Below are 13,564 nucleotides of genomic sequence, written 5' to 3'. Positions count from 1 at the left end.
GTCACCGTCAGGTCGCACTCGATGCCGCCGCGCGCGTTCAGCATCTGAGTGTAGACGATGCGCCCCGCCGCCACGTCCATGTTGTTGGCGCAGACCTTCTGCAGGAAGGACAGCGCATCGCGGCCCTCGACGCGGATCTTGCCGAAGCTGCTCATGTCGAGCAGCCCGACGCCGTCGCGCAGCGCCATGTGCTCGGCGCGCTGGTTGGCAAACCAGTTCTGCCGCTTCCAGCTGTAGCGATACTCGGGCTCCTGCCCCGGCTCGGCGAACCAGTTGGCGCGCTCGTGGCCCGCCACCTCGCCAAAGACCGCGCCGCGTGCCTTCAGCTGATCGTGCAGCACCGAGCGCCGCACCCCCCGCGCCGAGGCCATCTGCCGGTAGGGGAAATGGTCGGCATAGAGCAGCCCCAGCGTCTCGGTCACCCGCTCCCTGAGGTAGCGACGATTGCGCTGGAACGGCTGGGCGCGGCGGATATCGACCTCCCACAGATCGAAGGGCGGCTCGCCGCTGTCCATCCACTGCGACAGCGCCATGCCGGCCCCGCCCGAGGAGATGATGCCGATGGAGTTGTAGCCCGCCGCCACCCAGTAGTTCTTCAGCTCCGGCGCCTCGCCAAGATAGTAGCGGTCATCTGGGGTAAAGCTCTCGGGGCCGTTGAAGAAGGTGTGGATGCCCGCCTCGGCCAGCATCGGCATCCGGTTGACCGCCGCTTCGAGGATGGGCTCGAAATGGTCGAAATCCTCGGGCAGCTGGTCGAACTCGAAGGTTTCGGGGATGCCATCCATGCCCCAGGGCTTGGCCTTGGGCTCGAAGGCGCCCAGCAGGATCTTGCCCGCATCCTCCTTGTAATAGGCGCATTCTTCCGGCACCCGCAGCACCGGCAGCCGGGAAAGGCCGGGGATGCCCTCGGTGACGATGTAGAAATGCTCGCAGGCGTGCAGCGGCAGGGTCACGCCGTTCTGCGCCGCAAGCTCACGGCCCCACATGCCGCCGCAGTTGACCACGTGCTCGGCGGTGATATGGCCCGGCGCGCCGTCCTGTTCGTAGTCGACCCCGGTGACGCGGCCGTCCGCCTCGGTCACGCGGGTGACCTTGACCCGTTCGGCGATCAGCGCGCCGTTCTGGCGGGCGCCCTTGGCCAGCGCCAGCGCGATGTTGCCCGGATCGGCCTGCCCGTCCATCGGCAGGTGAACGCCCGCCACCACGCCGTCGGGGTTGAGATGCGGATAGAGCCCCAGCACCTCGTCCGGGGTGAGCTCGTTGACCTCGACGCCGAAGGCACGGGCCTGCGCCGCCAGCCGGAAAATCTCTTCGCGGCGCTCCTCGCTCAGCGCCACGGTCATCGACCCGCATTGCCGGAAGCCGGTGGCGAGCCCGGTCTCTTCCTCAAGCCGGGCGTAGAGGTCGGCGGAATACTTGGCCAGCCGGGTGCGGTTCTGGCTCGGCTGCAGCTGCCCGATGAGCCCCGCGGCATGCCACGTGGTGCCCGAGGTGAGCTGCTTGCGCTCGAGCAGCACGATATCGGTCCAGCCGAGCCTGGCGAGGTGATAGGCAACCGAGCAGCCCGAGACGCCGCCGCCGATGATGACGACGCGGGCCTTGGAGGGGATGGCAACCATCTGCGGGGATCCTTCGACTTGGCCGGAGCGCATGTGCGCCCGGCGGGGATTCGATACCCGCACCATTCCACAGCCAACTAAAATTTGAATTTATTTTTTTAGTCACAATTCGGTATTCCGGAAAAAACGCCACAATGTTGCGCAGAGCGACGCCAGCCGTTAGCGTCTGCCCGTACAGGAACGACGGGGACGCGCGGTTTGAACAGACAGGTCGGCACCGACATCCGGGCGCTGCGCAAGTCGCGCGGCCTGACGCTTCAGGCGCTGGCCGAGGCGACCGGCCGCTCGGCGGGCTGGCTCAGTCTGATCGAGCGCGGGCAGGCCGAGCCCTCGATCCGCGATCTCGAGAAGATCGCCGCGCTCTTCGGGCTCACCATCTCGTTCTTCTTCCGCTCCGCCGGACGGGCCGAGCGCGAGCAGGGGCTGGTGCTGCGGCAGGAGGACCGGATGCCCATCGGCTCCGACGAGAGTGGGCTGGTCGAGGAACTTCTCTCGCCCTCGCTCGACGGCGCCTTCGAGATGATCCGCTCGGTCTTCGCCCCCGGTGCCAGCCGCGACGAGATGCGCCCGCGGGCCGGGCGCGAGGACGGCGCGGTGCTGGTCTCGGGGCATCTGACGCTGTTCGTCGATGGCGAGAGCTTCGATTTGCACCCGGGCGACAGCTTCCAGTTCTCCGGCCGCGCCTATGGCTGGCGCAACGACGGGCCCGAGCCCGCCGTGGCGATCTGGGTGGTGTCGCCGCCGGTCTACTGACCGCAGGACACAGGGGTCAGAACGGGATCACCGTCTCGGGCACCAGCGGCGTGATGGCGAGCCCGGCGCGGGGCCTCGCCGCGAGGCGCAGCCCGAGATCTGCCTTCTCGAGCGGGCCACAGGGCTCGCCGTGAATCAGCTCGGACCGCAGCGGGATCTCCGGCAGCGCCTCCTGCAGGTCGTGGTGCTGGCCATCCTCTTCGTCGTGGGGACCACGAGCCCGGCGCCGGCGCCGTTCGGACTCAACCTCGAGAAGGCCGCCCGCAACCTCGGCGTCACCGAGGCGCAGGCCTTTCTCACCGTCACCCTGCCGCAGATCCGGCCGGCGGTGATTTCGGGGCGCTCTTCGCCTTCATCACCTCGCTCGACGGTGTGGTAATCCCGAGCTGCATCTCGGGGGGCGAAAACACCACGCTCACCGAGAGGATGTTCAGCGGGCTGCGCGATCAGGTCGACCCGACCATCGCGGCGGTATCGTCCCTGCCGGTCGGCGTGAGGGTGCTGCTGCTTCTGGCGGTGATCCTGCTGTCGCGCCGCGGCGGCGAGCGCCAGGCCCCCCGGGGCGAAGCAAAAACCCCCGCACGGTGCCGGACCGCGCGGGGGGATACGCCGGATGACGGCCTGTCGGCATCCGGCGCGGGGGGGGATCGGGCCGCGGCCCCCGCCACGGGATCCGTCAGTTGAGGACGCGGTGCGGCCGTGCCTCCATCATCCGGGCAAGCGCCTCCACCTCCTCGAGGAATTCCGAGGTATCGTTGCCCTCGCAGAGCAGCATGGCGTGGCCCTCGGCATTGTCGGGGCGGTCCTGGAGGGTGGCGCGCAGGGCGTTCAGCAGCAGCCGCTCGTGGCCGCTCAGCCTTGCGGCGCAGTTGCTGCAATCGGGGTTCGAGAAGTGGAACACGCTCTTGCGGCTGCGCCGCATCGCCTGCACCACCCGCAGCACCGCGCAGGCAAATCCCGGGGCCGCGTCACGGCCAAGCAGGTGTTCCGCCCCGCTCAGGGCGCGGGTCCAGCCCTCGAGCTGCGGCACGGCGAAGCTCTGGAAGAAATAGCGGGCGACGGTGAGGGTGCAGAGCATCCGGGGGTCGAGCGCCCCGATGCCCATGCCGTCATAGCCGCCGTTGTGCGGACGGCCGCAGCCGTGGGATCCTGTCGCTGTCATCGCAGGGCCTTTCGTCAGGAAAGATGCGGGCGACGGAGGGACGTCGCCCGCAAGTGAACACATGAAGAAAAGCTTGCGAGGGTCGCCCCGGCTGGCATCGCCTTTTTTCTCTGACTAATTTAGTCGGATAATGCAACCCCCACCGCGCGCCAACCGTCCGCGCGACCGCCGCGCCGGTCGCCAAGACCCGCGAAACCCCTGTCCTGCTTGACCCCGGCGCGGCCTTGCGGCATGATCCGCGACGCTCAGCAAGCCGGTCTCCCGGCCCGCCAGGTCCCGGAGACACGCGCGGCACATGCCCCGCCAGCAGCTTGCACCGCCCGCGATCCTCCGCATCCCTACCCCTGCCCCCGGGCCTGCCACGCGAGCGTCCTTCATGACCTTCATGCCCCGCATGACCGCCGAAACCCGCGCCATCCGCACCCTGCGCCCGCTGTCGTGGCGGCGCTGGCCCGGCGTCATCGCCGATGTCTGGCATGTGCATGGCGAGGCCGGCGGCGGCGGCTTCTACAGCGCGCCCGACCCGCGGCTGGTGGTCTTCCTCGGCGGCGGCGAAAGCCTGCGCCTGCGCACCTCCGAGACCGAGCCGTGGCGCGATGGCGTCGGCGTGTTCTACATCCCCGCCCATGTCCCGCTCTGGAGCGAGCTCGGCCGGGCCGGCGGCTATGCCCATCTCGACCTGCATCTCAACGCGGGCCCGCTGGCGCAGCGGCTGCAAGGGCTGGCCGCCCCGCGCGACCTCGCCACCCCGCGGCTGATCGCCAGCGCCGCGCGGATCGAGGCGCTGGCCGCGATGATCGCCGACGAGGTGCAGCACCCTGGCCGGCCCGACCTTGCCACCGACGGGCTCTTGTCGGCGCTGCTGGCCGAGGTCATCGACCTGCCCGCCCCCAGCGACGCCCCCGCCCCCGACGCCGACCGCGGGGGCGTGCCGCCGCGCATCCTGCGCCGGCTCGAGGCCCATGCCCGCGAGGCGCTGGGGCGGCGCATCCCCACCGCCGAACTGGCCGAGCTGGCGGGCCTGTCGGAAAGCTGGCTCACCCGCGGCTTCCGTCAAAGCCTCGGGCAGACGCCTCAGCGCTGGCTCATGGGGCTGCGGCTCGACGCGGCGCAGGCACTGATGCCCGACGCCGGGCGCAGCCTCGCCGACATCGCCGCCGCCACCGGGTTCGCCGACCAGGCCCACCTCAGCCGCGCCTTCCGCGCCCGCCACGGTCAGAGCCCCGGCGTCTGGCGGCGGCAGCGTTTTGTCCCGGACCCTTCAAATCCCGCCGGTTCCGTTCAAGCCACGCGGCAAATCCCGAGATAAACAATCGGGAATCCATCAGAACGCGGACAGTGACATGACCCTCCCCCTTCGCAGCGCCCTCGCCACGGGCGCGAGCCTGCTGGCGCTGACCTGCGCCGCGCAGGCGCAATCCACAGCAGACCTCTACGACCTCGGCACGCTCTACGTCGAAGGCGAGGCCCCCGATCCCTCGGACCCGGTGGCGGGCTACGTCGCCACCACCGCCGCCACCGCCACCAAGAGCGGCACCCCCATCCTCGAGACCCCGCAGTCGGTCTCGGTGATCACCGGCGAGCAGATCGAGGATCAGGGCGCCACCACGCTCGGCGACACGCTGGGCTATACCGCCGGCCTCACCGCGCAGCCCTTCGGCACCGACCCGCGCTTCGACAGCCCGACGATCCGCGGCTTCAACGGCTCGGACGCGCAGTACCTGAACGGCCTGCGCCTGATGCGCGAGTTCGGCGCGCCGGCCTTCGAGATCTACTCGCTCGAGCGGGTCGAGGTGCTGAAGGGCCCGTCCTCGGCGCTCTACGGTGCGGGCACGCCCGGCGGCGTCATCAACCAGATCCAGAAGCGGGCGCAGTTCCTCAGCTTCGGCGAGCTCGGCGTCGGCACGGGCGATCCCAAGGCCACCGAAGGCTTTGTCGACTACAACCACGCCTTCTCGGACAGTTTCGCCGCCCGCGTCACCGCCGTCGCCCGCGACACCGAGGAGGACGTGGAAGAGCTCACCAACAGCCGCAGCTACCTCGGCCTCGCCACCCGCTGGCAGCCGACCGAGCGCACATCGCTCGAAGTCCTCGGCTCGTGGCTCAAGGACAGCCCGATCACGCCCGCGGGCGTGCCCTACGACCTGATCGGCGACAAGAACGACGACGACCTGCGCAACTTCTACGGCGGCGATCCAAAGGATGACGACAGCGACCGCGAGATGCTCAACCTCGGCTTCGACCTGAGCCAGGAGCTGACCCCGGACTGGACCCTCGACGTGAATTTCCGCTACCAGAAATTCGACTGGGACTACACCGGCTTCTACGTCAACAACGGCGTGGCCGACGGCGACACCGTGACCCGCGGTGCCAATGTCACCGACGAGGACAGCTACTCGCAGAACCTCGACGCCCGGCTCACCGGCCGGCTGCAGACCGGCACCGTCGACCACAGGCTGATGGTCGGGCTCGACGCCCGCCGTTACGGCGTCGAGGAGCGGACCGGCTTCCTCTATGCCGACGACATCAGCCTCTCGAACCCGCGCCATGACGGCGCCAACCTGAGCGAGCCGTGGTATCTCGAAGCCACCGACGTGACGCTCGAGCAGATCGGCCTCTACGTGCAGGACGAGATGGCCTTCGGCAACTGGCGCGCCAACCTCGCGCTGCGCCACGACTGGACCAGCCAGAAGGGCACCAGCTTCACCGACTACCTGGGCACCGTGAACCGCTCCGGGATCGACCAGGACGACGAGGCCACCACCGGCCGCGCCGGGCTGTCCTATCTCTTCGCCAACGGCCTCGTGCCCTACGTCAGCTATGCCACCTCCTTCGACCCGGAGATCGGCACCGACAACAGCGGCTCGGCCTTCGAGCCGACCCGTGGCCGGCAGTGGGAAGTGGGCGTGAAGTACCAGCCGCTGAGCTTCGACGGCTTCTTCTCGGCGGCGCTCTACGACCTGCGCCAGACCAACGTGCGCTCGGCCTACACCGATGCCAACGGCGTCGGCGACTTCCGGCAGGAGGGCGAGGTCCGCTCGCGCGGGCTCGAGCTCGAGGCCTCGGTCGACCTCGCGCAGGGCTGGAACCTGCGCGGCCAGTACACCTGGAACGACACCGAGGTGCTGGACGGCGACAACGAGGGCAACCAGCTCGCCAACGCGCCCGAGCACAACGCCAGCCTCTGGCTGAACTACGATTTCGCGCCGGGGCACAGGCTGGCGGGGCTCCAGCTCGGCGGCGGCCTGCGCTACATCGGCGAGCGCTACGGCGACGCGTCCAACAGCTACGACCTCGACGAGGTCACGCTGGTCGACCTGCAGGCCTCCTACGCGATCACCGAGGACCTCGGCCTCTCGGTCAACGTGTCGAACCTCTTCGACGAGGCCTATGTCGCCACCTGCGGCTCCTTCGGCTGCTACTACGGCGACGGCCGCACGGTGCAGGCGCGCCTGACGTGGAAGTGGTGACCTGCCCCGGTGCCGCGACATGACCCCCGGCGCGCCGTCCCCCCGCAGCGCCCGGGCCCGGCCTTCCGGCCGCCGCATTTTGCGGCGGCCGCTCCGCTCCCTTGGCGCCCTCCTGCCCGGCGCTCCGCTCCGCCGTTTCAGGCGCCGCTCACCGCCCCACCAGCGGGCGCCACGTGGCGCGGTGCTCTGGCCAGCCCCACCGCGCGCCGCCCCACGCGGCGCCCGATGCGTTCCGCGGAAGCTCCCCGACCCATCCGCCACCCCCCGGTCCCGCCGGGGCGTGACACAGACCGCCCCGCGTGCCATCGCTCTGGCACCACCCATCGCCACCCGACGCACGCCGCCTGACGCCCGCCTGCCCGCACCTGAAAGATCAGAGACCCGATGCTCCGCCAGTTCTTCGACTACTACCGCCCGCACATGGGGCTCTTCTGGCTCGATTTCGGCTGCGCCGTGCTCTCGGGCCTGCTCGAGCTCGCCTTCCCGCTCGCGGTCGCGGGCTTCATCGACCACCTGCTGCCGCAGGGCGACTGGGGGCTCACGGTGCTGGCCTCCGCCGGGCTCGTGGGCGTCTACATCGTCAACGCCCTGCTGATGGTGGTGGTGATCTACTGGGGCCACATGCTGGGCATCAACATCGAGACCGAGATGCGCGCCCGCGCCTTCGCCCATCTCACCCGGCTGAGCTGGGGCTGGTTCGACCGCGCCGAGACCGGCAAGCTGGTGGCCCGCGTCACGCGCGATCTCGAGGAAATCGGCGAGGTCGCCCACCACGGCCCCGAGGATCTGTTCATCGCGATCATGACCTTTGCCGGTGCCTTCGCGCTGATGCTCTGGCTGCCCCCGCCGCTCGCCTTCATGACGCTGGTGGTGGTGCCGCTGATGGCCTGGCTGCTGGGGGTTTACGGCGGCAGGATGACCCGCAACTGGCAGGCGATCTACGCCCGCGTCGGCGCCTTCAACGTCCGTCTCGAGGAAAGCATCGGCGGCATCCGCGTGGTGCAGGCCTTCACCAACGAGGCCCACGAGCGCGCCCGCTTCGCCGAGGACAACGCCCGCTACCGCGCCACCAAGCTCGACGCCTACCGGATCATGGCGACGGTCTCGGCGCTGCAATACATGGGGATGCGCTCGGTGCAGGTGGTGGTGATGGTGGCCGGCGCCGCCTTCGTCTTCGGCGGCAGCCTCAGCACCGGCGACTACGTGGCCTTCCTGCTGCTGGTCGGCGTCTTCTTCCGCCCGCTCGAAAAGATCGCCGCGGTGGTCGAGACCTATCCGCGCGGCATCGCTGGGTTCCAGCGCTACCAGGAGCTGCTGGCGCAGAGCCCCGACATCGCCGACGCCCCCGGCGCGCAGGACGCCCCCGCGCTCTCCGGCCGCATCCGCTTCGAGGACGTGCAGTTCACCTACGACGGCGCCCGCGGCGTGCTCCGCGGGGTGACGCTCGAGGTCGCCCCGGGCGAAACCGTGGCGCTGGTCGGCCCGTCGGGCGCCGGCAAGTCGACGCTGATGGCGCTGGTGCCGCGCTTCTACGATCCGACCGGCGGCGAGATCCGCATCGACGGCGTCCCGCTCACCGACATGACACTGGCCTCGCTGCGCCGCCAGGTCGGGCTGGTGAGCCAGGACGTGTTCCTGTTCGGCGGCACGCTGCGCGAGAACATCGCCTATGGCAAGCTCGACGCCGGCGAGGACGAGATCCTCGAGGCGGTGCGCAACGCCCGGCTCGACACGCTGGTCTCGGAGCTGCCGCAGGGGCTCGATACCATGGTGGGCGAGCGCGGCGTGATGCTCTCGGGCGGCCAGCGCCAGCGCGTGGCGATCGCGCGGGTGTTCCTGCGCAACCCGCCGATCCTGCTGCTGGACGAGGCCACCTCGGCGCTCGACCGCGCCACCGAGCGCGAGGTGCAGGCGGCGCTCGCCCGGCTGGCGGTGGGCCGCACCACGCTGATCATCGCCCACCGGCTCGAGACCATCCGCCACGCCGACCGCATCGTCGTGCTCGACGCCGGCCGCATCGTCGAGATCGGCAACCACGACACGCTGGTCTCCAACCAGCAAGCCTACGTCGCGCTGCTGGGCTGACCCTCACCGCCGACCAGATCGCCGCAACCCTGCCCTATCCAGGCCAAACCAAGACGCAAACCGAAACCACCCAATCCCACCACGAGGGCGCCACGCCCGGGCTTCATCTTGCCCCTAAACTCCACGGGGGTCCGGGGGTTTGAAACCCCCGGTCCGGACCTCGCAACAAGCGCCACCCCGGACCCTCATCCCGGACCCGCACAAACGGCACAACCGGCTCACACCGCCCGCAGCACAGCCACCGACTGCGCCTCGACCGTCAGCCGCGCGCCGGGATCCTCGGCGCAGGCCACCGGGTCGCGCGCGGTGTCGAGGATCAGCTCCCATCCGCCCGACGGCAGCGTGAAGGTGCAGTCCTCGCCGGCGTTCACCAGCACCAGGATGTCCGGCCCCTCCTCCTGGTGATGCCGCATGCCCACCGCGAAGAGCCCGCCGTCGCGCCAGTCCTGCTGCGACATGTCCCGGCCCTCGGGGTGCAGCCAGATGGTCTCGGTGGCCTCCGGGCGCGGCCAGAAGCCGTAGGGCGCAAGATGCGTACGCCACTCCCGGCGCAGCGCGGTCAGCGCCGCCACCGCCTCGACCAGTTCCGGGCGGGCGGCCTCCCAGTCGATCCAGGTGGTCTCGTTGTCCTGGCAATAGGCGTTGTTGTTGCCGCCCTGGGTCTGGCCCATCTCGTCGCCCGCAAGCAGCATCGGCACCCCGTGCGACAGGAAGAGCGTCGCCAGCATGCCCTTCACCCGCCGCGCCCGCGCCTCGAGGATGCCGGCGTCCTCCGTTGCCCCCTCGTGGCCCATGTTGTCCGAGAGGTTGTGGTCGTGGCCGTCGCGGTTGTCCTCGCCATTGGCCTCGTTGTGCTTGTGGTCGTAGGAGACCGTGTCCCACATGGTGAAGCCGTCGTGGGCGGCGATGAAGTTCACCGACGATGTCGCGGGCCGGTGCGAGTGGTCGAACTGCACCGGGCTGCCCATCAGCCGCTCCGAGAGGCTCGGCAGCAGCCCCGGGTCACGGCGCCAGAAGGCGCGCACGTCGTCGCGGTACTTGTCGTTCCACTCGCGGAACGGCCAGGGGAAGCCGCCGACCTGGTAGCCGCCATCGCCTACGTCCCAGGGCTCGGCGATGAGCTTCACATGGGCCAGCACCGGGTCCTGCCGGATGGCGTTGAAGAAGGCGCCCTCGCGCTCGAAGCCGTCGGGCGCGCGTGCCAGCGTCGAGGCGAGGTCGAAGCGGAAGCCGTCGACGTGGAAGGCCTCGACCCAGTAGCGCAGGCTGTCCATCACCATGCGCAGCACCATCGGGTGCGCGACGTTGAGCGTGTTGCCGGTGCCGGTGGTGTCGAAGCCGTGGCGCCGGTCCTCGGGCGAAAGCAGGTAGTAGCTCGCGTTGTCGATGCCCTTGAAGGACAGCGTCGGGCCCAGCTCACTGCCCTCGGCGGTGTGGTTGTAGACCACGTCGAGGATGACCTCGATGCCCGCCGCATGGAAGCGCTTCACCGCCGCGCGCACCTCGCGCACGTCCTCGGACGCGAGGTAGTTGCGGTTTGGCGCGAAGAAGGCCAGCGTGTTGTAACCCCAGTAGTTGCGCAGCCCCTGCTCCTCGAGATGCCGGTCCTGCGCCATGGCGTGGATCGGCAGCAGCTCGATGGTGGTGACGCCGATCTTCTGCAGGTGCTCGATCACCGGATCCGAGGCCAGCGCGCGGAAGGTGCCGCGGTCGGCCTGAACCACGCCGGGGTGGCGCATGGTCAGCCCCTTCACGTGGGCCTCGTAGATCACCATGTCCTGCCAGCGCACGCTGGGGCATTGGTCCGCCTCCCAGTCGAAGACCGGGTCGGCCACCACCGCCTTGGGCATGAAGGGCGCGCTGTCGCGGGGGTCGAGGTCGAGATCCGAGCCGCCCACCGGGTAGCCGTAGAGCGCGTCATCCCACTGCAGGTGGCCGCGCATCGCCATGGCGTAGGGGTCGAGCAGCAGCTTGTTGGGGTTGAAGCGCATGCCGTCCCCGGGCCGGAACGGCCCGTGCACCCGGTAGCCATAGGCCTGACCGGGCCCAAGATCGGGGCAATAGCCGAAGAATATGCCGCCCTCCGCGCGCGGCAGCTCGATCCGGGCAAGCTCCTCGCGGCCGTCGGGGTCGAAGAGGCAAAGCTCGACGGCCTCGGCATGGTCCGAGAACAGCGCGAAATTGGTGCCCTCGCCATCGAAGCGCGCACCAAGCTGGTCGGGCCGGGATCTCGAGGGGTCTACAGTGACGTCACGCGGGTCGATCATGTCAGCTTTCCAGCGATGAGGGAACGGAGGGAGAAGGCGTCTGCGTCGGGCGCCCGGCGGGAGACCGGGCGTGCGGGGACCGTTGGTTCGGCCCAGGTTTGGGCCCTGCGGCCGGACAGTGCCGCCGCCAGCCTGCGGCCGGGCTGGAGTCCTGTCCAGCGCCCTCTTGGGCGCGGCGCGGGCGCCCCGCGCACGCGGCTCACCCGCGCACCCTTTCGGGCGGGCAGGACGTCGGGGCACGATGAGGGGCTGGGTCGCGATGCGTGCCGGGCATGTCTCGGGGTCTGGGTGTCGGAGAGCGGAGGCCTGCGGGTCGGCAAGGCGACGAGGTCGTCATGAGAGAGAGAGAAACAGAACGGGACCGGCGGTGCCGACCGTTGGAAGAACCCCGCAAGAGCGGTTCCGGTTCCGCCAAACCTCCTCTCTTCGCGGGATTTCTTCGCCTCATCCGCGAGGACAGAGCGGGTGACGCGTCAAAACAAGCCACGCTCTTCCCGGGCCGGGGCGGACGGGCGCCCTCAACCGAGGCGCATTCGGGCGTGGCCCCTTTCGGTGGCCCCTCACGACAACGCGCTCACGACCCCCTCCGCCGGCGCGGCTGCAGGGCAGATGGGCCACGTCGGCGGCGTCGACCGGGCGGTCAACTGCGCCACGAAGCACAGGCTCGATGGCACGGTAAAGGGCATGGCCATCGAATGGGGGCCGCCCGGAATCCGGGTCAACACGCCCTGCCCGGCCTTGGTCCACACGCCGCTGCCAGAGCAGACCCTGACCAATCCCGGCCCCCTCGCGTGGATCGAGGAGAAGATCAGGCTCGGCCTCATCGGCGAGGTCGAGGACATCATGGGCGCGGTGCTCTACCTCGCCTCCGATGCCTCGGCACTTGTCACCGGCAGCTCGCTGCGGGTGGACGGGCCTGGACGGCGGGCTGAGCCCCGGCCCCCCGCGAAGAGACCGAAGGTGTGCGCTCAGCGGGTCTCGGCCCGGTCGGGCCGGGGAAACGAGGTGCCGTGGCCGGTCTCGGGCTGGGTCACCGTGGCGATGGCCTTGTCGAGTGCGGCGATGCCCTGCTCGAGCGCGGCCCGGTCCTCGTCGGGCATCGCCGCGAGGATCTCGTTGGCGCGCGTCTCGACATCGCCGAAGACGGCCCGGAACTGCGCCCGTCCCTCGGGGGTGATGGCATAGTTGCGCTTGCGGCGGTCGGCGCCCAGCACCTCGCGCAGGATGAACCCCTTGGCCTCGAGCCGCGAGGCGGCGCGGCTGACCTGCACCTTGTCGAGCGAGGTGCGCTGCGACAGCCGCTGGGAATCCAGCGTCTCGGCATCCTCGAGCAGGAACAGCAGCCGCCATTCCTCGCGCGAGAGGCCATGACCGCGGCCATAGACGGCGACGAGCTGGCGCGAGAACGCTTCGGCGACGACGGCCAGGCGGTAGGGAAAGAACTTTTCTAGGCGCATGTCCGGTTCGTCGTCCTGGTTTCTGGGTCTGGCTGTCTCGTCTGGGTCATGGTCTTCCTGAATGATCGCCCGGGCCCGCAAAGGCAAGCGTGACGCGGGCGGAAGGGCAGCCCGGCGGGGCTGCCCCGCAGGTCATGCGACCAGGTAGAGCGACAGGATCGGCAGCGCGATGATCAGCGCCAGCCGGATGATGTCGGCGACCCAGAACACGTAGACACCGCTGAAGATCGTCCCGAGCGACACGTCCGGCAGCACCGAGCGCAGCACGAAGACGTTCATTCCGATGGGTGGCGTGATCAGGCTGATCTCGGTCACCACCACCACGATGATCGCGAACCAGATCACCAGCGCGTCCGGATCGGCGAGGATCTCGACACCGAAGTCGAGCCCCGAGATCAGCGGGTAGAACACCGGCACGGTGAGCAGGATCATCGACAGGCTCTCGAGGAAGCAGCCCAGTACCATGTAGATCAGCACGATCAGCAGGAGCACCAGCCAGGGCGACATGCCCTGATCCTCGACGATGTCCGCGAGCGCGTCCGGCAGCCCGGCGAAGGTCACGAAGTTGCTGAAGATCTCGGCGCCGATGACGATGGCGAAGATCATCGCCGAGGCGCTGGCGCTCTCGACGAAGGCCTGCCACAGCACGTGGCGGCTGAGCCCGCCGGTGAGGAAGGCGATGACCAGCGCCGCGGCGGCGCCCATGCCCGCGGCCTCGATGGGGGTAAAGAAGCCGCCGTAGATTCCCGCC

The 13,564-nt window shown here is 69.7% G+C and carries 11 protein-coding genes and 1 pseudogene; 7 read left to right on the top strand and 5 right to left on the bottom strand.

The window, feature by feature from the left end; translation table 11 throughout:
- A partial coding sequence (locus HC022_RS09805; protein ID WP_167452300.1) for an FAD-dependent oxidoreductase occupies positions 1–1,619 on the bottom strand: 1,619 nt, incomplete at its 3' end.
- Between the two features lie 198 nt (positions 1,620–1,817).
- On the opposite strand from HC022_RS09805, the gene HC022_RS09800 reads away from it, so the two are divergent.
- The 3 genes from HC022_RS09800 (at position 1,818) to HC022_RS09790 (ending at position 3,056) form a co-directional block, all read left to right on the top strand.
- Positions 1,818–2,372: a helix-turn-helix domain-containing protein gene (locus HC022_RS09800; RefSeq protein WP_008887749.1), complete on the top strand. Its 555-nt coding sequence runs from the start codon at positions 1,818–1,820 to the stop codon at positions 2,370–2,372.
- A 130-nt stretch (positions 2,373–2,502) separates the two neighbouring features.
- Positions 2,503–2,751: an ABC transporter permease subunit gene (locus HC022_RS09795; RefSeq protein WP_089959981.1), complete on the top strand. Its 249-nt coding sequence runs from the start codon at positions 2,503–2,505 to the stop codon at positions 2,749–2,751.
- 47 nt (positions 2,752–2,798) lie between these two features.
- On the top strand, positions 2,799–3,056 hold the full coding sequence (locus HC022_RS09790; RefSeq protein WP_167452299.1) for a hypothetical protein: 258 nt from the start codon (positions 2,799–2,801) through the stop codon (positions 3,054–3,056).
- Here the strand turns inward: HC022_RS09790 and HC022_RS09785 are convergent.
- Positions 3,049–3,534 carry a hypothetical protein gene (locus tag HC022_RS09785; protein WP_254885032.1) on the bottom strand — a complete coding sequence of 162 codons (486 nt, stop codon included), beginning with the start codon at positions 3,532–3,534 and terminating at the stop codon, positions 3,049–3,051. The genes HC022_RS09790 and HC022_RS09785 overlap by 8 nt on opposite strands.
- 376 nt (positions 3,535–3,910) lie before the next feature.
- On the opposite strand from HC022_RS09785, the gene HC022_RS09780 reads away from it, so the two are divergent.
- From HC022_RS09780 to HC022_RS09770, 3 genes are all read left to right on the top strand, one after another.
- Positions 3,911–4,843, top strand: a complete 933-nt coding sequence (locus tag HC022_RS09780) for a helix-turn-helix domain-containing protein (RefSeq protein WP_167452298.1) — start codon at positions 3,911–3,913, stop codon at positions 4,841–4,843.
- 34 nt (positions 4,844–4,877) lie between these two features.
- A complete protein-coding gene (locus HC022_RS09775; protein ID WP_167452297.1) occupies positions 4,878–7,004 on the top strand; it encodes a TonB-dependent siderophore receptor in 2,127 nt (708 codons plus the stop codon).
- Between the two features lie 384 nt (positions 7,005–7,388).
- Positions 7,389–9,089, top strand: a complete 1,701-nt coding sequence (locus tag HC022_RS09770) for an ABC transporter ATP-binding protein (RefSeq protein WP_167452296.1) — start codon at positions 7,389–7,391, stop codon at positions 9,087–9,089.
- Between the two features lie 218 nt (positions 9,090–9,307).
- Here HC022_RS09770 and glgX read toward each other — a convergent pair whose 3' ends face one another.
- Positions 9,308–11,356: a glycogen debranching protein GlgX gene (glgX, locus tag HC022_RS09765; RefSeq protein WP_167452295.1), complete on the bottom strand. Its 2,049-nt coding sequence runs from the start codon at positions 11,354–11,356 to the stop codon at positions 9,308–9,310.
- A 609-nt stretch (positions 11,357–11,965) separates the two neighbouring features.
- On the opposite strand from glgX, the pseudogene HC022_RS09760 reads away from it, so the two are divergent.
- Positions 11,966–12,211 (top strand): annotated as a pseudogene (locus tag HC022_RS09760) (SDR family oxidoreductase); the annotation flags it as partial.
- Between the two features lie 113 nt (positions 12,212–12,324).
- On the opposite strand, the gene HC022_RS09755 reads toward HC022_RS09760, so the two are convergent.
- Both HC022_RS09755 and HC022_RS09750 read right to left on the bottom strand, forming a co-directional pair.
- A complete protein-coding gene (locus HC022_RS09755; protein WP_008887852.1) occupies positions 12,325–12,813 on the bottom strand; it encodes a MarR family winged helix-turn-helix transcriptional regulator in 489 nt (162 codons plus the stop codon).
- A 132-nt stretch (positions 12,814–12,945) separates the two neighbouring features.
- Positions 12,946–13,564 (bottom strand): TRAP transporter large permease subunit (locus HC022_RS09750; RefSeq protein WP_167452294.1); only part of this gene is annotated, 619 nt, incomplete at its 5' end.

Origin of the sequence: Salipiger sp. HF18, assembly GCF_011806505.1 — a bacterium.
Classification (GTDB): domain Bacteria; phylum Pseudomonadota; class Alphaproteobacteria; order Rhodobacterales; family Rhodobacteraceae; genus Salipiger; species Salipiger thiooxidans.
This window is presented reverse-complemented; position numbering and strand designations above follow the sequence as displayed.

Excerpts from the sequence above, each read along its gene's own strand:
- glgX (WP_167452295.1), bottom strand. The coding sequence starts at position 11,356 with ATGATCGACCCGCGTGACGTCACTGTAGACCCCTCGAGATCCCGGCCC.
- HC022_RS09790 (WP_167452299.1), top strand. The coding sequence starts at position 2,799 with ATGTTCAGCGGGCTGCGCGATCAGGTCGACCCGACCATCGCGGCGGTA.
- HC022_RS09775 (WP_167452297.1), top strand. The coding sequence starts at position 4,878 with ATGACCCTCCCCCTTCGCAGCGCCCTCGCCACGGGCGCGAGCCTGCTG.
- HC022_RS09785 (WP_254885032.1), bottom strand. The coding sequence starts at position 3,534 with ATGACAGCGACAGGATCCCACGGCTGCGGCCGTCCGCACAACGGCGGC.
- HC022_RS09755 (WP_008887852.1), bottom strand. The coding sequence starts at position 12,813 with ATGCGCCTAGAAAAGTTCTTTCCCTACCGCCTGGCCGTCGTCGCCGAA.
- HC022_RS09780 (WP_167452298.1), top strand. The coding sequence starts at position 3,911 with ATGACCTTCATGCCCCGCATGACCGCCGAAACCCGCGCCATCCGCACC.
- HC022_RS09770 (WP_167452296.1), top strand. The coding sequence starts at position 7,389 with ATGCTCCGCCAGTTCTTCGACTACTACCGCCCGCACATGGGGCTCTTC.